This window comes from Rhodobacter ferrooxidans, from assembly GCF_000176015.1.
GTDB classification, from domain to species: domain Bacteria; phylum Pseudomonadota; class Alphaproteobacteria; order Rhodobacterales; family Rhodobacteraceae; genus Pseudorhodobacter_B; species Pseudorhodobacter_B ferrooxidans.
In genome coordinates, this window is record NZ_ACYY01000003.1 from 98,532 (window position 1) to 117,254 (window position 18,723).

At 66.7% G+C, this 18,723-nt stretch carries 19 protein-coding genes, 1 tRNA gene and 1 pseudogene; 6 read left to right on the forward strand and 15 right to left on the reverse strand.

The features are described from left to right. Nucleotides 1-6: 6 nt before the first annotated feature. The 6 genes and pseudogenes from RSW2DRAFT_RS03350 to RSW2DRAFT_RS03375 form a co-directional block, all read right to left on the reverse strand. Nucleotides 7-603, reverse strand: coding sequence for a DedA family protein (locus RSW2DRAFT_RS03350; protein ID WP_008028043.1), 597 nt, complete (start codon nucleotides 601-603; stop codon nucleotides 7-9). Continuing rightward, the gene (locus RSW2DRAFT_RS03355; protein WP_008028044.1) at nucleotides 600-944 is read right to left on the reverse strand and encodes a hypothetical protein; all 345 of its coding nucleotides are present in this window, start codon (nucleotides 942-944) and stop codon (nucleotides 600-602) included. Before RSW2DRAFT_RS03355 ends, RSW2DRAFT_RS03350 begins: the two co-directional genes overlap by 4 nt. Continuing rightward, a complete protein-coding gene (locus RSW2DRAFT_RS03360) occupies nucleotides 941-2,125 on the reverse strand; it encodes a vWA domain-containing protein (protein WP_008028045.1) in 1,185 nt (394 codons plus the stop codon). The genes RSW2DRAFT_RS03355 and RSW2DRAFT_RS03360 overlap by 4 nt, the downstream gene beginning before the upstream one ends. 15 nt (nucleotides 2,126-2,140) lie before the next feature. Further along, a complete protein-coding gene (locus RSW2DRAFT_RS03365) occupies nucleotides 2,141-3,508 on the reverse strand; it encodes a DUF2927 domain-containing protein (RefSeq protein ID WP_008028046.1) in 1,368 nt (455 codons plus the stop codon). A gap of 1 nt (nucleotide 3,509) precedes the next feature. Further along, a pseudogene (locus RSW2DRAFT_RS03370) lies at nucleotides 3,510-3,966 on the reverse strand (N-acetyltransferase family protein). A 151-nt stretch (nucleotides 3,967-4,117) separates the two neighbouring features. Then, the gene (locus RSW2DRAFT_RS03375) at nucleotides 4,118-4,957 is read right to left on the reverse strand and encodes an AAA family ATPase (RefSeq protein ID WP_008028049.1); all 840 of its coding nucleotides are present in this window, start codon (nucleotides 4,955-4,957) and stop codon (nucleotides 4,118-4,120) included. 171 nt (nucleotides 4,958-5,128) lie between these two features. Here RSW2DRAFT_RS03375 and dksA point away from each other — a divergent pair, with 171 nt between their 5' ends. Further along, complete coding sequence (gene dksA / locus RSW2DRAFT_RS03380) at nucleotides 5,129-5,551, forward strand: RNA polymerase-binding protein DksA (RefSeq protein ID WP_008028050.1); 423 nt, start codon at nucleotides 5,129-5,131, stop codon at nucleotides 5,549-5,551. A 101-nt stretch (nucleotides 5,552-5,652) separates the two neighbouring features. Beyond that, a complete protein-coding gene (locus RSW2DRAFT_RS03385) occupies nucleotides 5,653-6,837 on the forward strand; it encodes an FAD-dependent monooxygenase (protein WP_008028052.1) in 1,185 nt (394 codons plus the stop codon). On the opposite strand, the gene RSW2DRAFT_RS03390 is transcribed toward RSW2DRAFT_RS03385, so the two are convergent. From RSW2DRAFT_RS03390 to RSW2DRAFT_RS03405, 4 genes are all read right to left on the reverse strand, one after another. Next, nucleotides 6,834-8,114, reverse strand: a complete 1,281-nt coding sequence (locus RSW2DRAFT_RS03390) for an NAD(P)/FAD-dependent oxidoreductase (RefSeq protein ID WP_008028054.1) — start codon at nucleotides 8,112-8,114, stop codon at nucleotides 6,834-6,836. The two genes, RSW2DRAFT_RS03385 and RSW2DRAFT_RS03390, sit on opposite strands and share 4 nt — an antisense overlap. Before the next feature lies 1 nt (nucleotide 8,115). Next, on the reverse strand, nucleotides 8,116-8,895 hold the full coding sequence (gene xth, locus RSW2DRAFT_RS03395) for an exodeoxyribonuclease III (RefSeq protein WP_040671530.1): 780 nt from the start codon (nucleotides 8,893-8,895) through the stop codon (nucleotides 8,116-8,118). Nucleotides 8,896-8,951: 56 nt separating this feature from the next. Further along, entirely contained in the window at nucleotides 8,952-9,671 is a 720-nt protein-coding gene (locus RSW2DRAFT_RS03400) for a hypothetical protein (protein ID WP_008028056.1), read from the reverse strand. 86 nt (nucleotides 9,672-9,757) lie between these two features. Continuing rightward, entirely contained in the window at nucleotides 9,758-10,084 is a 327-nt protein-coding gene (locus tag RSW2DRAFT_RS03405; protein WP_040671532.1) for a HesB/IscA family protein, read from the reverse strand. Between the two features lie 87 nt (nucleotides 10,085-10,171). On the opposite strand from RSW2DRAFT_RS03405, the gene RSW2DRAFT_RS03410 reads away from it, so the two are divergent. Then, nucleotides 10,172-11,335: a deoxyguanosinetriphosphate triphosphohydrolase gene (locus RSW2DRAFT_RS03410; protein WP_008028058.1), complete on the forward strand. Its 1,164-nt coding sequence runs from the start codon at nucleotides 10,172-10,174 to the stop codon at nucleotides 11,333-11,335. Nucleotides 11,336-11,407: 72 nt separating this feature from the next. Here RSW2DRAFT_RS03410 and RSW2DRAFT_RS03415 read toward each other — a convergent pair whose 3' ends face one another. Both RSW2DRAFT_RS03415 and RSW2DRAFT_RS03420 read right to left on the reverse strand, forming a co-directional pair. Beyond that, nucleotides 11,408-11,869 (reverse strand): disulfide bond formation protein B, encoded by a 462-nt coding sequence (locus RSW2DRAFT_RS03415; protein ID WP_008028059.1) that lies wholly within the window; start codon nucleotides 11,867-11,869, stop codon nucleotides 11,408-11,410. A gap of 10 nt (nucleotides 11,870-11,879) precedes the next feature. Then, nucleotides 11,880-12,464 (reverse strand): YqaA family protein, encoded by a 585-nt coding sequence (locus RSW2DRAFT_RS03420; protein WP_008028060.1) that lies wholly within the window; start codon nucleotides 12,462-12,464, stop codon nucleotides 11,880-11,882. A 122-nt stretch (nucleotides 12,465-12,586) separates the two neighbouring features. Here RSW2DRAFT_RS03420 and ypfJ point away from each other — a divergent pair, with 122 nt between their 5' ends. The 3 genes from ypfJ (at nucleotide 12,587) to RSW2DRAFT_RS03435 (ending at nucleotide 14,903) form a co-directional block, all read left to right on the forward strand. Continuing rightward, entirely contained in the window at nucleotides 12,587-13,432 is an 846-nt protein-coding gene (ypfJ, locus tag RSW2DRAFT_RS03425; RefSeq protein ID WP_008028062.1) for a KPN_02809 family neutral zinc metallopeptidase, read from the forward strand. Between the two features lie 68 nt (nucleotides 13,433-13,500). Continuing rightward, nucleotides 13,501-13,584: transfer RNA gene (locus tag RSW2DRAFT_RS03430), tRNA-Leu, on the forward strand. Between the two features lie 212 nt (nucleotides 13,585-13,796). Next, entirely contained in the window at nucleotides 13,797-14,903 is a 1,107-nt protein-coding gene (locus RSW2DRAFT_RS03435) for a TRAP transporter substrate-binding protein (RefSeq protein ID WP_008028065.1), read from the forward strand. A 148-nt stretch (nucleotides 14,904-15,051) separates the two neighbouring features. Here RSW2DRAFT_RS03435 and RSW2DRAFT_RS03440 read toward each other — a convergent pair whose 3' ends face one another. The 3 genes from RSW2DRAFT_RS03440 to RSW2DRAFT_RS03450 form a co-directional block, all read right to left on the reverse strand. Then, on the reverse strand, nucleotides 15,052-16,983 hold the full coding sequence (locus RSW2DRAFT_RS03440; protein WP_040671534.1) for a TRAP transporter large permease: 1,932 nt from the start codon (nucleotides 16,981-16,983) through the stop codon (nucleotides 15,052-15,054). Further along, nucleotides 16,983-17,567 (reverse strand): TRAP transporter small permease subunit, encoded by a 585-nt coding sequence (locus tag RSW2DRAFT_RS03445; RefSeq protein ID WP_008028069.1) that lies wholly within the window; start codon nucleotides 17,565-17,567, stop codon nucleotides 16,983-16,985. Before RSW2DRAFT_RS03445 ends, RSW2DRAFT_RS03440 begins: the two co-directional genes overlap by 1 nt. A 128-nt stretch (nucleotides 17,568-17,695) precedes the next feature. Beyond that, nucleotides 17,696-18,691 (reverse strand): NAD(P)H-binding protein, encoded by a 996-nt coding sequence (locus tag RSW2DRAFT_RS03450; RefSeq protein WP_008028070.1) that lies wholly within the window; start codon nucleotides 18,689-18,691, stop codon nucleotides 17,696-17,698. Between the last annotated feature and the right edge of the window lie 32 nt (nucleotides 18,692-18,723).

Genomic DNA, 18,723 nt, shown 5'->3' on the forward strand with positions numbered 1-18,723 from the left:
AATGGGTCAGGCGCGGGGTTCGCGGGCGGCGTGCCACAGGGCGCGGGCCAGCAAGAGGGTGACAAGGCCTGCGGCAAGGGCACCTGCGATGTTGCCAAGTGCTGCGCTGACCGCCTCGATCTGGCTGGAGAACGCCATGCCAAGGCCGACGTAAAGCGCCACCCAGGTGGCCTCGCCCACAAGGTCAGCGGCGGTGAAGCGGGCCCAGTTCATCGCGGTGGCGCCGCCCAAGAGGTTGACATACGGCCCCAGCGGGCTGAACAGCCAGCGGCTGAAATACACCGCCAGCAGGTCATGCCGCTTCAGGTTGGCTTCGGCGCGGGCAGCGAGGGCGGCGGTGGCGGGGCGGCGGGTGAAGTGTGCCCAGATCGGCGTGCCACCGAAGCGGCCGGCGAAGTAGCCCAACTGATCGCCCAGCAGCGCCCCGCCCAGCGCCGCCGCGGCGACCGCCAGCAAGTTCAGATCGCCGGCACTGACAAAGGCCCCCGCCGCCAGCATGATCAGCGACGATGGCACGGGAAGTGCGAGGCATGACAGCAAGGTGGCCACCAGCACCAGCAAGGCGCCCCAGGTCGGCACCAGTTCCAACAGGGTTTCGGTCATTGCTGCAAGTGGCCTCTGGCGGCGCGCACTGCCGCCTCGACCCTTGCTGCCAGCGCCGCAGAGTCGATGCCCTGATCTGCGGCAATCTCGGCCAGGGTTTGCCGCGGGTGGAATTTTTCAGGCAGGCCAAGCACTTGTTCCAGAACTTCCGGCGGGACGCCGTAGGTCTTGACGATCAGCTTCGGCGTCATCCAGGGCTGCACCGGCTGGGCTGCATAGTCGAGGTGCAGATGCCAGCGCGGCACGAACAGGGCGGCGCGGATGCCGAAGAACATCGACAGGCTGGCGGCGACAAGGAAAGCCAGCACCAGCCAGCGGTGGGTCTGCCACAGATGTTTCATCGTCCCAGCGCCTTGATCCCGCGGGCGATGCCCTCCAGCGTCATCGGCACCATGCGGCCGTCGAATATCTGCTGGATCAGCCGGATGGACGGCGTGTAAGACCAATGCGCCTCGGGCACCGGGTTGATCCACAGATGCGCGGGCCAGGCCTGTGCGGCGCGGGTCAGCCAGGTCTGGCCGGTCTCCGGGTTCCAGTGTTCGTTGGCGCCGCCGGGGTGCAGGATCTCGTAGGGGCTCATGCTGGCGTCGCCTACGAAAATGCATTTGTAATCCGCGCCATAGCTGTGCAGCACCTCGGCGGTGGGGGTCTGGGCATCCCAGCGGCGGGCGTTGTCGCGCCACACGCCTTCATAAAGGCAGTTGTGAAAGTAGAACGGGATCAGGTGCTTGAACTCGGCGCGGGCGGCGGAGAACAACTCCTCCATCACCTGCACATGCGGGTCCATGCTGCCGCCGATATCGAGGAACAGCAGCACCTTGACCGCATTGCGCCGCTCGGGGCGGGTTTGCACGTCCAGCCAGCCATGCTCGGCGGTGGCGCGGATGGTGCCGGCCAAGTCAAGCTCCTGTTCCGCACCGTCGCGGGCCCAGTGGCGCAGGCGGCGCAGGGCGACCTTGATGTTGCGGGTGCCCAGTTCCACCCGGTCGTCCAGATTGCGAAAGAGGCGCTGGTCCCAGACCTTGACCGCGGTGCGGTGGCGCGAGCCGTCCTGACCGATCCGCACGCCTTCGGGGTTGGCGCCGTAGGCGCCGAAGGGCGAGGTGCCCGCCGTGCCGATCCATTTCGCGCCGCCCTGATGCCGCCCCTGCTGTTCGGCCAGCCGCGCCCGCAGCGCCTCCATCAGCGCATCAAAGCTGCCCAGGGCCTTGAGTTCGGCGCGTTCTTCCGGCGTCAGGGTGGATTCGGCCAGCTTTTCCAGCCAGTCGCGCGGCAGATCGACCGCCTCCAGCACCTGTTCGGCGGTGATGCTGTCCAGCCCGTGAAAACTGCTGGCAAAGGCGCGGTCGAAGCGGTCGAGGTGGCGTTCGTCCTTGACCATGGTCAGGCGGGCGAGGTGGTAGAAGCCGTCCGGGTCATAGGTGGCAAGCCCCGCGGCCATGCCTTCCAGAAACGACAGGTATTCGCGCAAGCTGACCGGCACGCCGAACTGCCGCAGGGTCTGGAAGAACGGCACGAACATGTGGCCCCCGGCGGATCAGCCCTTTTCCCGTGGCGGGGTCAGGGCGGCAATCTCGGCCATCCGGGTCTGCACCGCTTGCGCCGAGCCGAAACCATAGCGCGCCCAGCCAAGGCTGTCGAGCCGGACGGCCTGCGCCTGCGCCGTGCGGCCAAGCGCCTCCAGCGCCTCGGCCTTGACCATCAGCAGCGTGGCCAAGAGGGCTGCGTTCTGCGCCGAGGTGACCACCGGAATGGCCCGATCGGCCAGCACCAGCGCGCCCTTGGCATCGCCCTGCCGCAGGGCAAAGGCGGCAAGCTGCATATCGACATGGGCTGCATGGATCTGGCCGCCGGGCAGGCTGCGGTAAAGTGCTGCGGCGGCGGTAAAGGCCACAAGGGCGGTTGCGGGGTCGTGGCCGATGTTCAGCCGCCCCACCGCGAACTGGCTGAAGGCAAGGCGGCTGTCGTGCCAGCCTTGCGCCGTGGCAATTTCCAGCGTGCGGCGGGCGGCGGCCCGGCGGGCGGCGACCGGTGCCTGCCCGCCAAGCGCCTTTTCCATCGCGTCGATCCAGGCCCGCGGCGTGGCGCTGCTGACCGGGTTTCCCGCATGGCGGCCGCCTGGGTTCAGTCGCGCCAGCAGGTCGGGCAACAGCGCCGCCACCTCGGCCTCGGTCATGCCGGATCGCAGTTCCGGCGCGTAATGCGCGCGCAGCACCAGCATGTCGAAGCCGGTCAGCGTGGTGTGGAAATTGTCGTCGTTGAACACCGAATCCGACAGCGAATACAGATCGTTGAGCGGCCCCATCGCCTGCGCCAGTTCCTCGTGCAGACAGTCGCGCACCTCTTGCGGGCTGGTGTCGGCGGGCACGAAGATCGCGGCCTGCTCGCGGGCGGTCACTGTGGCCCAATCCAGCCTGGCCGCGCCACGGGCAGCGCGGTAGTCGGCCCAGGACGACACCCTTGGCACCACGAAACAGGCGACATTGGCATAGACGCCCTGGATTTGCGCCCGCGGGATGAATTCAACGGTGATGCGGGCGGCGCTGTCGGTCTGGCGGATGTCGATCCCGGCCTCGGCCCGGAAGCGGGCGACCACGGCGGCCAGATCGCGGGCGGCGGTGGCAGGCACGGCGCCGGTCAGCGCCACGGTGATCGGGCCGTCAAAGCGGCTGAGCACCGGCAGCGCCCGCCCGCTTTCCATGCGAAACTCCAGCGCCAGAAAGTCCTGCGCGATCTCGGCATTGCTGCGGGTGGGGGCGGGGGCGCGCTGCGGCCCGAAGGTTTTCATCGCGGGCAACCCGTCCAGCGCCAGCACGTCGGTGGCGCGGGTCATCGTCACCAGCGGCGGGGCGGCGGCGACACAGCCCGACAGGGCAAGGACACTGGCAAGGCACAGCCGCCGCATCTTACGCGGGCCGGTTGTAGCGGATGAACGGCGATTTCACTGCAACCTGATCATAAAGCATCCGCCCCGGATAGTTGTTCTCGGCGGTCAGCCAATAGACCCCCGGGCGCTCCGGCGGCATCGGCGCGGGCATAGACCGCCTCGATCAGCGCCCGGCCCACGCCCGAGCCACGGGCGGCAGGGGTGGTGAACAGGTCTTGCAGATAGCAGGCAGGCTCGATCTTCCAGCAGGAGGGGTGAAAGATGAAATGCGTCAACCCCAGCGCCACGCCGCCGCGTTCGGCCAGCAAGCCATGGATGCCTGCGTTGCCCGCGATCAGCCGCGCGAAGGTGCTGTCATAAACCGCCTGCGGCAGGGCGGTCTTGTAGAACAACAGATAGTCGTGCCACAGCGCCTGCCAGACCGGGCGGTCGGCTTCGGTGATGGGGCGGATGGCGACGGGCAGGCTTTGGGTCATGGCGCAATCTGTCTGGTTCTGAAAGGGCTTGCCGCAGCTAACCCCGGGGCTGCGGCAGCAAGGCGACCGGGGTGCGGCAACTTCTGGACCTTGCGGCACGCGCGGGGGGTAGGTCAAGGCCGCGGGCGCCGGGTAAGCGGCGCCGCGCCGCCTAGCCCTGGCGCCGCGCCATGAAGGCCAGCCGCTCGAACAGATGCAGATCCTGCTCGGTTTTCAGCAGCGCGCCGTGCAGCTTTGGCAACACCGCCTTGCCCTCGCGCTTCAGATCCTCGGGGCCGAGGTCTTCGGCCAGCAACAGCTTCAGCCAGTCCAGCACCTCGGAGGTGGAGGGCTTTTTCTTCAGCCCCGGCATCTCGCGCAGCTCATAGAACTGGGTCAGCGCCGTGGTCAGCAAGGCTTCCTTGATGCCGGGAAAATGCACCTCGACGATGGCGCGCAGGGTGTCGATGTCCGGGAAGCGGATGTAGTGGAAGAAACAGCGGCGCAGGAAGGCGTCGGGCAGTTCCTTTTCGTTGTTCGAGGTGATGATCACCACCGGCCGATGCTGCGCCCGCACGGTTTCGCCGGTCTCGTAGACGTGAAACTCCATGCGGTCGAGTTCCTGCAACAGGTCGTTGGGAAACTCGATATCGGCCTTGTCCACCTCGTCGATCAGCAAGACCACCCGGCCCGGTGCCTCGAAGGCCTGCCACAGCTTGCCCTTGCGGATGTAGTTGGCGACATCGTTCACCCGCGCGTCGCCCAACTGGCTGTCGCGCAACCGGCTGACCGCGTCGTATTCGTAAAGCCCCTGCTGCGCCTTGGTGGTGGATTTCACATGCCATTCGATGATCGGCAGTTGCAGCGCCAGCGCCACCTGCCGCGCCAGTTCGGTCTTGCCGGTGCCCGGCTCGCCCTTCACCAGCAAGGGGCGTTGCAACGTCACCGCCGCATTGACCGCATGGGCGAGGTCGGTGGTGGCGATGTAACTGGCGGTTGAGCGGAATTTCATCTTTGGCCTTCGCAGCTTGGGAAGACACAGACTAGCACGGCCCAACCCACCCGCAACCCCGGCTGAACGCTAGTGACAACGGCTTTGGCTTGCGATATGGCACCGCCAGCAGGAGCGCCCGACCTCAAACGCCGCCTGTCGGTGCGGTCCGGGGAGATGGAGAGTGCAGTGATGAAGGCAGAGGTCTTTATTCCCGAAGACTACCGTCCGGCCGAAACCGAGCCGTTCATGAACGAGCGGCAACTGGAGTATTTCCGCCGCAAGCTGGTGGTCTGGAAACAGGAATTGATGTCGCAAAGCGCGGAAACCATCGAGGGCCTGCAGGACTCCGGGCGCAACGTCGCTGACATCGCAGACCGCGCCTCCGAGGAAACCGACCGGGCGCTGGAACTGCGCACCCGGGATCGCCAGCGCAAGCTGGTTTCGAAGATCGACGCGGCGCTGCGGCGGATCGAAAACGGCGAGTTTGGCTATTGCGAGGTGTCGGGCGAACCGATCAGCCTGAAGCGGCTGGATGCCCGCCCGATTGCCACCATGACGCTGGAAGCGCAGGAACAGCACGAACGCCGCGAAAAGGTGCACCGCGACGACTGACCACGGGGGCAGGCCGGGCTTGGTGCTTGCAGCAGGCCGGGCGGACGCTCACACTTGACGTTGGATATTGTCGGTCCGGCGTTTGGTTGTGTGGGGACAGAATGGCGTTGACGGGAACAGAGATCACCGTGCTTGGGGCCGGCATTGCCGGGCTGGCGGTGGCGCGTGCCCTGGCGATGCGCGGGGCGCAGGTCACGGTGCTGGAGCAATCCGATGCCGTGCGCGAAGTGGGGGCCGGCTTGCAGATCGGCCCGAATGGCGCAGTGGTGCTGCGCGCGCTGGGCTTGGGGGCGGCGCTGGATGCTGCCTCGATCCGCGCCACGGCGGTCGAATTGCGCGACGGTCGCGATGGCGGTGTGGTGCTGCGGCTGGATCTGGCGCGGCTGCGTGCCGGGCAGACCTATCACCTGCTGCATCGCGCCGATCTGATCGCGCTGCTGGAAAACGGTGCCCGCGCGGCGGGGGTGACCATCGAGCTGTCGCAGAAGGTCGATGCCGTCGATCTTTCCGGCCCGAAGCCGCGGCTGAAGATGGCGGATGGCGCGACCCGCCTGGCCGATCTGGTGATCGGGGCGGACGGGCTTCATTCGAAACTGCGCAGCGCGCTGAATGGCGTGGTGGCGCCGTTCTTCACCCGGCAGGTGGCCTGGCGGGCGGTGATCCCGGCCGAACCCGGCGCGCGCTCGGTGGCCGAGGTGCATATGGGGGCGGGGCGGCATCTGGTCAGCTATCCGCTGCGCAACGGTGCGCTGCGCAACATCGTGGCGGTGGAAGAGCGCAGCCATTGGGTCGAAGAAGGCTGGAACATGCAGGACGACCCGCTGACGGTGCAACTGGCCTTTGCCGAGTTCAACCCGCAGGTGCGTGGCTGGCTGGACCAGATCGAGGATGTCTATCTGTGGGGCCTGTTCCGGCATCCGGTGGCCAAGGTCTGGCAAAAGGCCTTGCCGCAGGGGGCGGTGGCGATTCTGGGCGATGCGGCGCATCCGACCCTGCCGTTCCTGGCGCAAGGCGCCTGCATGGCGCTGGAGGATGCCTGGGCGCTGGCCAAGGCGCTGGACGGCACCCGACCGCAGGCCGAGGCTCTGGCCGCCTATCAGGCCGCCCGCGCCCCGCGCACAGCCCGGATTGTCGAGGCCGCCAACGGCAATGCCCGCGCCTACCATCTGCGCGGACCGTTGCGCGAAATGGCGCATCTGGCGTTGAAGATCGGCGGCCGGTTGGCACCACAACTGGCGTTGAACCGGTTCGACTGGGTCTATGACTTCGACGTGACCAAGGTTTAGCGGCGCCGCTCGCGCCACCAGTCCTGCGCCTGCAGCTTCCAATAGGTCAGTTGCGCCGCGGCCAGCCCCAGCGGCCCACCGGCCCAGGGCAGGCCGAAGGGGGCGAACATCGCAATGCGGTCGGTTTCGCCCAGGATCGCCTCGGCCAGCACCTTGCCGCCGATGGCCGTGGTGTTCAGCCCATGGCCGCCGAAGGCCGTGCAATGCCACACGTCGGGCGCCATCTGGCCGATCTGCGGCATCAGGTGGCGGGCGTAGCCCATCTGGCCGGACCATGCCAGATCGGTCTTGAGGTCAGCCAGTTGCGGAAACACCCCCAGCATCTCGCGCCGCAATTCGCGTGCCAGTTCGGCAGGCGAGGCCGCGCGGGTGGTGATCCGCCCGCCCCACAAAAGCCGGGTGCCCCCCTCGACCAGCCGGTAGTAATCGGCGGCGCGGCGGTCATCCAGCACCGCGTCGCTGGTGCGGATCGCCGCGCTGAGCAGGTCGGGGGCGGCTTCGGTCAGCAGCATGTAGGTGGCAATCGGCAGCACCGCGCGTTGCAGGCGCGGCACCAGCGCCCCGGTATAGCCGCCCATGGCAAATACCACCCGGCGGGCCTGCACCTGACCCTGTGGCGTGGTGATGGTTTTCACAGCCCCCGTCAGTGCCGCCCCGGTGGCGGGGGAGGCGTCAAACACCTTGCCGCCCAGCCGTTCCACCTCGGCGGCAATGCCGCGCAGGGTGTTCAGCGGGTGGATATGGAAGGCGCGGCTGTCGCGCAGCCCGTGGAAATAGCGGTCCGATACCAGCAGGCCGCGCAGGGCGTCGCGGTCCAAATACTCCAGCCGGTAGTTGAAATCGCAGGCAAATTCCTCGGCATGGGCGATCAGATCGGCTTTCGCATCGTGGCGGCGCAGATGCAGCACGCCGGGGCAGGGGTCGGCGCTGTCGATCTTCAGATCGCTGATGGTGGCGCGCAACCGCTCGACGCCTTCGATGGTCAGCCGGTGCAATTCCCGCGCCGCCCGGATGCCGACCCTGCGGGCAATCGCGGTGTTGCCGCAGGCAAACGACGGGCTGACGATGCCGCCATTGCGCCCCGAGGCACCAAAGCCGATGCTTTCGGCCTCCAGCACCACCACCGATTGCCCGGCGCGCGCCAGTTCCAGCGCCGTGGTCAGCCCGGCCAGACCGCCGCCGACGATCACCGTATCGGCCTCGATCTTCCCGGTAAGGGCAGGGCGGCTGCCGGGGGTTGCAACCGTGCGGCTGTAATACGTTTCAGGGGCGGGCATGTCAGGCGTCCAGATCTATCCAGACCGGCACATGGTCTGAGGGCTTGTCGCCCGCCCGCACCGCCTTGTCGATCCCTGCATCGCGCAAAAGATCGCTTGCCTGCGGCGACAGCAGCAGATGGTCGATGCGGATGCCGTTGTTGCGCTCCCACGCGCCGGCCTGATAGTCCCAGAAGGAGTAGTGGCCGGGGCCGGGGTGGCGCAGGCGGAAGGCGTCGGCGTAGCCAAGGTTGACGATGCGCTGCAACGCCGCCCGGCTTTGCGGCAGGTAAAGCGCGTCTTCCAGCCAGGCTTCGGGCTTGGCGGCATCCATCGCCTGCGGGATCACGTTGTAATCCCCGGCCAGCACCACCGGCTCCTCGGTCGCGAGCAAGCCCAGCGCCCGCTCGCGCATCCGCGCCATCCAGCCCAGCTTGTAGTCATACTTCGGCCCCGGCGCCGGGTTGCCATTGGGGGCATAAAGCCCAGCAACCCGCACCGCACGCGCGCCGATCACCGTCGCCTCGATCCAGCGCGCCTGTTCATCGGTAGGATCGCCGGGCAGGCCGCGGGTCACATCCTCCAGCGGCAGTTTCGACAGGATCGCCACGCCGTTGAAGCCCTTCTGGCCATGGGTCTCCACCCGGTAGCCGAGGTCCTCGAACAGCCCGCGCGGAAAACCCTCGTCCACCGACTTGATTTCCTGCAACACCACCACATCGGGGGCGGCGTCGGCAAGCCAGGCGGGCAGCGCCTCGATCCGCGCCTTGATGCCGTTGATGTTGAAACTGGCGATCTTCATGCGCGCACCCATCCGGTTTGTTCCGTTCTAGGCGGCGTTGCGCGGCGGGGCAAGGCTCAGGCGCTGCGGGCCTGTGCCGGGCGGGCGGCGGCCAGCCACAGCGCGTCGAGTTCGGCCAGCGCCTGCGGGTCGAACTGGTCGGCCTGTTCCCAATACCGCCCCGAGGCCACGAAATAGCCAAGCGAGGCTTCCAGCGCCAAGGCCCGTTCCGCCAGAGCGGTGTCAAACGCCAATGGCCGCGGCTGCGCCAGCCCCGCCAGCGAGGCGCGCGGAAACACCAGCCGCGACGGCCCCGCCGACAGGTTGACCATGGCCGTGCCGCGCATCGCCGCCAGCAGCATCAGCCGCGCCGATTTCGCCTCCAGACTGCGCAGGGTGATGTCGGGGCGCAACGGGTCGGCGCTTCCGATGCCGTAGAAATGCGTGGCGCCCGCCTTCGGGTAATGCATGTCGCAGCCCATCATGGCGATCACTTTCGGGCGATGGGCAAACAGCGCCCAATAACCGGCGGTGAAGGCCATGGTGCCGCCGGCATAGACAAAGCCGCCCAAGGCGTTCTGGGCAGGCACGAAATCCTCTTGCGATACCAATACTTTGCCCGTCACAGCCTCGGGCAGCCCATCGGGCGGGAAATCCCACGGCGTGATCAGCGCATCCCAATCCGGCCGCACCCGCCAGGCATTGTTGATCGCCAGAACATGATCAAACGCCGCCCGCGGCCAGGCCCGCGCCTGCACCACATTGGGGCCGGACCCCAGGATCAGAACAGTCCGCATCGCACGCCCCCGGTGACCTCGGCAAGGCGTTCAGATAGCGCGCGCCCGGCCAAGGGCGAGGGGCCGCAGGCGATTTCCGCCGAGATTCAGATCGAGAACGAGGTGCCGCAGCCGCAGGACGAACTGGCGTTCGGGTTGTCGATCACGAAACGCGCGCCGATCAGTTCCTCGGAATAGTCGATCACCGCATTGGCCAGAAACGGCAGCGACACCGCATCGACCAGCACCTTCTGGCCATCCTTCTCCAGCACCAGATCGTCGGCAGCGGGGTCATCCAGCTTGATGTCATACTGGAACCCGGAACAGCCGCCGCCCTCGACCGCCACCCGCAGGGCGCGCTGCTCGCCCGAGGCCGCAGCAATCTCGGCCAGCCGGGCAAAGGCGCGGTCGGTCACCCGTGGCGGCAAGGTCAGCGTGATGGCCATGAAAATCCCCGTGTCAATTCTGTCACCCGGAACATATAGGTTGAACAGGATGCCCCGACAAGAACAGGCGACATGATGCTGGCCCCCTATGCCTGCCACCCCGAAGCTTCCCGCGGGCGGCTTTACCCCGAAACCATGTCCAGCTTTCGCTCGGCCTTTCAGCGCGACCGCGACCGGATCATCCATTCATCGGCCTTCCGGCGGTTGAAGCACAAGACCCAGGTGTTCGTCGAACACGAGGGCGATTATTACCGCACCCGGCTGACCCATTCGATCGAGGTGGCGCAGGTGGCGCGCACCATCGCCGGGGTGCTGGGCCTGAACACCGATCTGGCCGAGGCGGTGGCACTGGCGCATGATCTGGGCCACACCCCGTTCGGCCATACCGGCGAGGATGCCCTTGGCGCGCTGATGGCGCCTTACGGCGGCTTTGACCACAACGCCCAGGCGCTGCGGATCGTCACCAAGCTGGAACGCCACTACGCCGATTTCGACGGGCTGAACCTGACCTGGGAAACCCTTGAAGGGCTGGCCAAGCACAACGGCCCGGTCACCGGCCCCCACGCCGATGCCAAGCACGCGGGGCCCTTGCCCTACGCGCTGGCCGAATGTAACGCCGCCTGGGATCTGGAGCTTTCCACCCATGCATCGGCCGAGGCGCAGGTGGCGGCGATTGCCGATGACGTGGCCTATTCGCACCATGACCTGCACGACGGGTTGCGTTCCGGCCTGTTCAGCGAGGCCGACCTGATGGACCTGCCGGTGACCGGCCCGGCCTTTGCCGAGGTGGACGCTCGCTACCCCGGCCTCGACCCGATGCGCCGCCGCCACGAGGCGCTGCGCCGGGTGTTCGGCCGCATGGTCGAGGATGTGATCGCGGTGGCGAAGAACCGCCTCGACGCCGCACAACCGAAATCGGTCGAGGAGATTCGCGGCCTTGGCACCACGGTGATCCGGTTCTCCAAACCGCTGTATCAGGACCTGAAGGCCATTCGCGGCTTCCTGTTCACCCACATGTATCGCGCGCCCTCGGTGATGGTCGAACGCGCCCGCGTCACCATCGTGATCAACGACCTGTTCCCGCTGTTTCTGGCGCATCCCGAACACCTGCCCGCCGAATGGCGCGCCGATGTGGCGCAGGCGGCGGATCAGACGGCGCTGGCCCGCATCGTCGCCGACTATGTGGCCGGCATGACCGACCGCTTCGCGCTCCAGGAACACGCAAGGCTCTGCGGCTGATCCATTTCGCCTGTTCTCAAGTATCCCCGGGGGGTGCGGGGGGCAGGCAGCCCCCCGCTCTGTTTCAGCCGCTCAGCGCCGCCGCACCGAAGCCGCGGCGAACCACAGCACCGCAAACCCCAGCGCCAGCAGCGTGTTCCAGCTTGCCAGCGACAGCGTCAGGAACTCGAACCCCACCTCGTCGCAGCGCACCACCGGGGCGGCCAGAATCTGGTTCAGCAGATCTTCCGGCGACACCCCCGCCACCGAGCCGGAGGTGCAAGAGGCAGGGCCAGCCCACCAGTGCCGCTCGACCCCGGTGTGATAGGCGCCGATCCCCGCCGTGGTCAGCGCCGCCAGCCCGCCCAGCACCGGCAGCGTCCGCCCCCGCAGCAGCAGTGCCAGCACCCCGATCGCCACCGCCACCATATGCGGATAGCGCTGCCAAAGGCACAGCTCGCAGGGCGGCGGCCCACCCCACAGCGGGGCGGCAAAGGCCGCGATCAGCAAGGCCGCCGAACCGCCCACGGCCAGCAAGATCAGGATGTTGCGCATCAGCGCCTCCTTACAGGTATTTCACCGCCGCCCAGACCAGTGCCAGCGCCCCGGCCACCCCGGCCACCACCAGCGGAAACCGTCGCTCGATGAAACCGACAATGGCCTGCCCATAGCGTCGCAGCAGCCAGGCCAGCAGATAGAACCGCGCCCCGCGGGCCACGATGGCCGACAGGATGAACAGTTTCAGATCGAAGGCAACCACCCCTGACAGGATCGTGACCACCTTCATCGGCGGCAGATGCGACAGCCCCGACGTTACCAGCAACAGCAGGATCGCCTCGGCCCCGGTGCCCTGGCGCAACGCGTCGAACGCCGCCAGCTTGCCGTAGAATTCCAGGATCGGCCGGGCGATCATGTCGAAGAAATAGAACCCGATCACCCAGCCCAGTATCCCCCCCAGCACCGAGGTCACGGTGGCGATCAGCGCATATCGCATCGCCTTTTCGGGGCGCGACAGGCACATCGGAACGAACAGCACATCCGCCGGGATCGGGAAGACCGAGCTTTCGACGAAGGACACCGCCGCCAGCGCCACCGGGGCCTGCCGCGACCCCGCCCAACGCAGGGTCCAGTGATACAGCGCGCGAAACATCATGCCTCCAGGGTTGCCCGCCGCTTGCACCATGGCCGGGCGGCAAGGTCAAGCCAGCTTGGGGGTTACTTTGGCCGCCGCTTTGGCTACACTTGGCCGCACAATCATTAGGGGGTGACGGCATGGAGTGGAAAGGCAGACGCGGCAGCGGCAATATCGAGGATCGCCGTGGCGCATCCATCGGCCGGGTCGGCGGTATCGGCGGCGTTGGCGCTGTTGCCGTGCTGCTGATCGGCTATTTCCTCGGGGTCGATCTGACGCCGCTGCTGAACGACCCCGGCCTCAACACCGGCGGCCCCCCGCGTGAGATCACTGCCGCCGACCAGCAGGCGGGCGAGTTCGTCTCGGTGACGCTGGCCGATACCGAAGAGGTCTGGGACAAGGTGTTCAAGGACCAACTGGGTGCCACCTACAACCAGCCGGTGCTGGTGCTTTACAAGGACGTGACGCAATCGCCCTGCGGCGGCGCCTCGGGGGCCACCGGGCCGTTCTACTGCCCGGGTGACAAGAAGATCTATCTCGACACCGCGTTTTTCACCACGCTGTCGGACCGTCTGGGGGCGAAGGGCGATTTCGCCGCCGCCTATGTGGTGGCGCATGAAGTGGCGCATCATGTGCAGGACGAATTGGGGATTCTGGGCGAGGCCAATGCCGCCCGTGCGCGCATGTCCGAGGCCGACAGCAATCAGGTTTCGGTGCGCATCGAGTTGCAGGCCGATTGTCTGGCGGGCATCTGGGCGCGTCAGGCCGAGGCGCAGTTCGGCTCGATCTCGCCCGGCGATCTGGAAGAGGCGGTGAACGCCGCCCGCAAGATCGGTGACGACACCCTGCAAGCCAGCGCCGGCCAGCGGCCCTCGCCCGACAGCTTTACCCATGGCACCTCGAAGCAGCGCTCGACCTGGTTCGTGCGCGGCTACAACTCGGGCCGTCTGGACCAGTGCGATACCTTCGGCACCAACCGGCTGTAGCGCCCGATTGAACGCGGGGCCAAAGGGGAATTGACGCACGCGGCGGGGCGGGCTAAACCGCCCTCCGTGCCCGAGTGGTGGAATGGTAGACGCAGAGGACTCAAAATCCTCCGCCGCGAGGCGTGTCGGTTCGAGTCCGACCTCGGGCACCACCTTATCCGATGATGTTTGGCCCGGTTGACGGCCGCTTGCGGGCGGGCTTTGGCCTGCCCTTGCCGCCCGACGCTGGGTCAGGCGCCAGCGCGACACAATGTTTCGCCGTGCCTTCTGGACAGGTGCGCAATGGCGTGCAAGTCTTTGGCCACGCCTGTGCGGCACATCAGATACACCATTCGGGCTAGTGCAAAATCAACGGGAGGTTACCATGGATCGTCGTTCATTCCTGACCAAGGCCGGTATCGCCGGTGTCGGGGCCGCCTCGGCGGCAACACTGGCCGCTCCGGCCATTGCGCAAGCTGCCCCCAAGGTCACCTGGCGGCTGACGTCGTCTTTCCCCAAGTCGCTGGACACCATTTATGGCGCCGCCGAAGTGCTGTCGAAATACATCTCCGAAGCCACCGACGGCAATTTCCAGATTCAGGTGTTCTCGGCGGGCGAACTGGTGCCCGGCCTGCAAGCGGCTGACGCGGTGACCGCGGCCACGGTCGAGGCCTGCCACACCGTCGGCTACTACTACTGGGGCAAGGATCCGGCCTGGGCGGTGGCGGCGGCGATTCCGTTCTCGCTGTCGGCGCGCGGCATCAACGCCTGGCACTACCACGGCGGCGGCATCGACCTTTACAACGAATTCCTTGGCCAGCAGGGGCTGATCGGCTTCCCCGGCGGCAACACCGGCGTGCAGATGGGCGGCTGGTTCCGCAAGGAAATCAACACGGTGGCCGACCTGCAGGGCCTGAAGATGCGGATCGGCGGCTTTGCCGGCAAGGTCATGGAACGCCTTGGCGTGGTGCCGCAGCAGATCGCCGGTGGCGACATCTATCCGGCGCTGGAAAAGGGCACGATCGACGCCTCGGAATGGGTCGGCCCCTATGACGACGAGAAGTTGGGCTTCTTCAAGGTGGCGCCCTACTACTACTATCCCGGCTGGTGGGAAGGTGGCCCGACCGTCCACTTCATGTTCAACAAGGCCGCCTACGAAGGCCTGCCGCCGGCCTATCAGTCCTTGCTGCGCACCGCCTGTCAGGCCGCCGATGCCAACATGCTGCAGATGTATGACTGGAAGAACCCGACGGCGATCAAGTCGCTGGTGGCGCAGGGCGCGCAACTGCGGCCTTTCAGCACCGAGATCCTTGACGCCTGCTTCAAGGCCGCCAACGAGGTCTATGCCGAGATGGAGGCCACCAACCCGGCCTTTGCCAAGCTGTGGGGCTCGATCAAGGCGTTCCGCTCGGAAAACTACACCTGGGCGCAGATCGCCGAATACAACTACGACACCTTCATGATGGTGCAGCAAAACGCGGGCAAGCTCTGATCCCTTCAGGGTCGGACGGCTGAAGAAAGGCCCCGAGGCAGCGATGCTTCGGGGCCATTTGCTGCGGATTGCGGCGCGCTGCGTCAGCCAGAGCCAAAAGTTTTCCAAAACTTTTGCCAAAATCCTTCGAAGGATTTTGCCTGTCCCGCTAGGGCGAGGCGGGAGCCGGTGCAGGCAGGATGAGCGGCTGCCCGACCGGCGCCGGTGAAAGCGCAGGCGGGGGGACGGGTTCCTGTGCCGGTTCCAGCGCAGGCACAGGCTCTGCCGCCGGTTCCGGGGCAGGCGCTGTGGCGGCGTCCGGGGCAGGGGTCGGCGCAGGAGGTGCAAGCCCGGGAGGCGGGGCCAGACCGGGGGGCGGGGTCAGTCCGGGCGGGGGTGCCAGTCCCGGAGGCTGGGCAAGACCGCCACCCAAACCTCCACCCAGACCGCCGCCGCCCAGCGCGCCGCCGCTGCCCAGACCGCTGCCGCCCATCATCGTCGGCAGGGTGATCTTGACGTTGGTGGTGTCGATTGCCGGCCCCTTGTAATGCATCACCATCTGCGGGAAAGCGATCACCAGCGCCACCATCACCACCTGGATGATCACGAAGGGCACCGCCCCCCAATAGATCTGGCCGGTGGTCACCGGAGCGGTGCGGATGCCGGTCACCTTGTCGATGAAGGCCGATTTCGGTGCCACCGAGCGCAGGTAGAACAGCGCGAACCCGAAGGGCGGATGCATGAACGAGGTCTGCATGTTCACGCCCAGAATGATCCCGAACCAGATCAGGTCGATCCCCATCGCGTTGGCCGCCGGGACCAGCAGCGGCACGATGATGAACGCCAGTTCGAAGAAATCGAGGAAAAACGCCAGCAGGAACACCAGCAGCGACACCGCCACCAGAAAGCCGGTCTCGCCGCCGGGCAGCGAGGTCAGCAGATGCTCGACCCAGATATGGCCGTTGACGCCGTAGAAGGTCAGCGAGAACACCCGCGCGCCCAGCAGGATGAACATCACGAAGGCCGACAGCCGCGTGGTCGAGGTCAGCGCCTGACTGACCACACCGAAGTTCAGCCGCCCCTTCATCAGCGCCAGCAGCAGCGCGCCGACAGCGCCCATGGCCCCGCCCTCGGTCGGCGTGGCGATGCCAAGGAAGATGGTGCCCAACACCAGAAAGATCAGCGCCAGCGGCGGGATCAGCACGATGATCACCTGCTGCGCCAGCCGCGACATCAGGTTGGTTTTCAAGCCCCGGTCGATGATCGCAGCAATATAGATCACCACAACGCCGACCGTGGCCCCCAGAATGTCGGCATTGGCCCCCTGCGTCGCGTAAAGCAGCTTGTGCGCGCCCCAGGAGCAGCCCACCGCCACCGCCAGCGCCACGAAAAGCGAGGTGACGCCATTGCCCAGTGTGCGCGCCTCCAGCGGCAGGGCAGGCATCAGCTTGGGCCGGAAGATCGACACCAGCAGCACATAAAGCATGTAAAGCCCGGTCAGGATCAGCCCCGGCAGCAGCGCCGCCTTGTACATGTCACCGACCGACTTGCCCAACTGATCGGCCAGCACGATCAGCACGAGACTCGGCGGGATGATCTGCGCCAGCGTGCCCGAGGCGGCGATGACGCCCGAAGCCACCCGCCGGTCATAGCCATAGCGCAGCATGATCGGCAGCGAAATCAGCCCCATGGCGATCACCGATGCCGCCACCACGCCGGTCGTGGCCGCCAGCAACGCGCCGACGATGATCACCGCATAGGCCAGCCCGCCGCGCACCGGGCCGAACAATTGCCCGATGGTGTCCAGAAGGTCCTCGGCCATGCCCGATCGTTCCAGCACGATGCCCATGAAGGTGAAGAACGGTATGGCCAGCAGGGTGTCATTCGACATCACCCCCCAGAACCGCTCGGGCAGCGCGCCCAGCAACGGCCAGTCGAGGTTGATCGACCCCGCCGACAGTGGCGCCAGTTCCACCCCGATGAAGAAGAAGAACAAGCCGTTCGCCGCCAGCGCAAACGCCACCGGATAGCCCAGCAGCATGAACACCACCAGACTGGCGAACATGATCGGCGCCAGGTTCTGGGCGATGAATTCCAGCATCATTTGCTGATCTCCTCGACCAGCGCGCGGCCTTCAAGCTCTGCCGCCTCGTGGACCGAGATGAACGGCGTGGGGTCCGGGATGATGCCGCGCATCACCGCGATTTTCTTGATGATTTCGGAAACCCCCTGCAGCGCCAGCAACGAAAACCCCGCCAGCAGCAGCGCCTTGGCCGGCCACAGGATCAGCCCGCCCGCGTTGGTGGACACCTCGCCGTTGCGCATCGACATCGCCACATAGGGCACGAAATACCAGATCATCAGCAGCACGAAGGGCATCAGGAAGAACAGATGGCCGAACAGGTCGATCCAGTGCTGCACCCGGCGCGAGAACAGGCCATAGACGATGTCGATGCGGATATGCTCGTTCTGCCGCAGCGTGTAGGCCGAGGCCAGAAGGAACGCGGCACCGAACAGATACCACTGCAACTCCAGCCAGGAATTCGACGAATCGTTGAAGATCTTGCGGATCACCGCATTGGTGGCGCTGACCAGCACCGCGACCAGGATCAGCCAGCCCACCGCCTTGCCGATGATTTCGGTCAGCTTGTCGATGGCCCGGGTCAGGGCGAGCAACAGGTTCATCTCAGACCTCCCCTGTTCGCCGTTGTCCGGCAAACGCGCACTGTTTTGTTTACGGTATGGCGGCGGCAGCGGCGGACGTCAATCGGCAGGCCCGGATTCTGCGGCAATGGGTCCGGCCTGACCCCGGGTCAGAACACCGCGTGGTCGCCAAGATCCACCGTTGCCGTGCCGCCCAACAGCCGGGCGTAGAAGTCGAACAACGTGTCGCTGCCGGTCGAGGGCGTGGCCTCGGCATCATAGCGCCCGCTGGCGGGGTTCAGCACCAGCATGGATTCGGTGGCATAATAGCGGCCGATCCGCGCCAGCTCGGCCTTGTCGCGCAGCTTGGGAGACAGCTGACCAAGCGTGGACAGCACGGCGATGGCGGCGTCCATCAGCGCCACGGGCACCTGTTTGAACTTCGGCGCCCGGCCCAGCAGGCGGAACAGTTCTTCGCCCTGTTGCCGTGGCGTGATGGCCGGGCCGGGGCCGCCGATCGGCAGGATGCGGTTGTGGCGGCTGGGGTCGTGCAGGCAATCTGCGATATAGCCGCCCAGATCGGCGTCGCTGATCGGCTTGCAGGCGGTCAGCGCGCCGTTGCCGAACAGCAGGAACGGCTTGCCCTGCTGCACCCGCGCCACCTGGCCCGACAGCGATTTGAAAAACGCGGTCGGGCGGACGATGCTGTAGGTCAGACCCGAGGCGATCAGCGCCGTCTCGAACGCCAGCTTGGCCTGCTGGAAGGCCAGCAACGGCTTTTGCACGCAGATCGCTGACAGCAGCACCACCTGCGTCACCCCCGCCGCCTGTGCCGCGGCCAAAGCATCGACATGCGCCTGATGATCAATCGCCCAGGCGTCGCGCGGCACGCCGGTGCGCGAGGCCAGGCAGGACACCAGCGCGTCGAACCGCTCGCCGCGAAAGCCGTCGCGGGCCAGCGCGCCTGGGTCGGTCACATCGCCAAACCGCAAAAGGGCGGCATCGGGCAGGCCCTTGGCACCGGGCCGCACAAAGCAGACCACCTGATGACCGCGCTCCAGCAAGGCGGCCAGGGTGGCCCGGCCGATGGTGCCGGTGGCCCCCAGCAGGAACACCCGCCGGGGTTGCGGTGCCGGTGCGTCCGGGGCGGTTTCTGAAGTGTGCATCTGATACTGCCTCTTGCGGTTGCCGACACCCT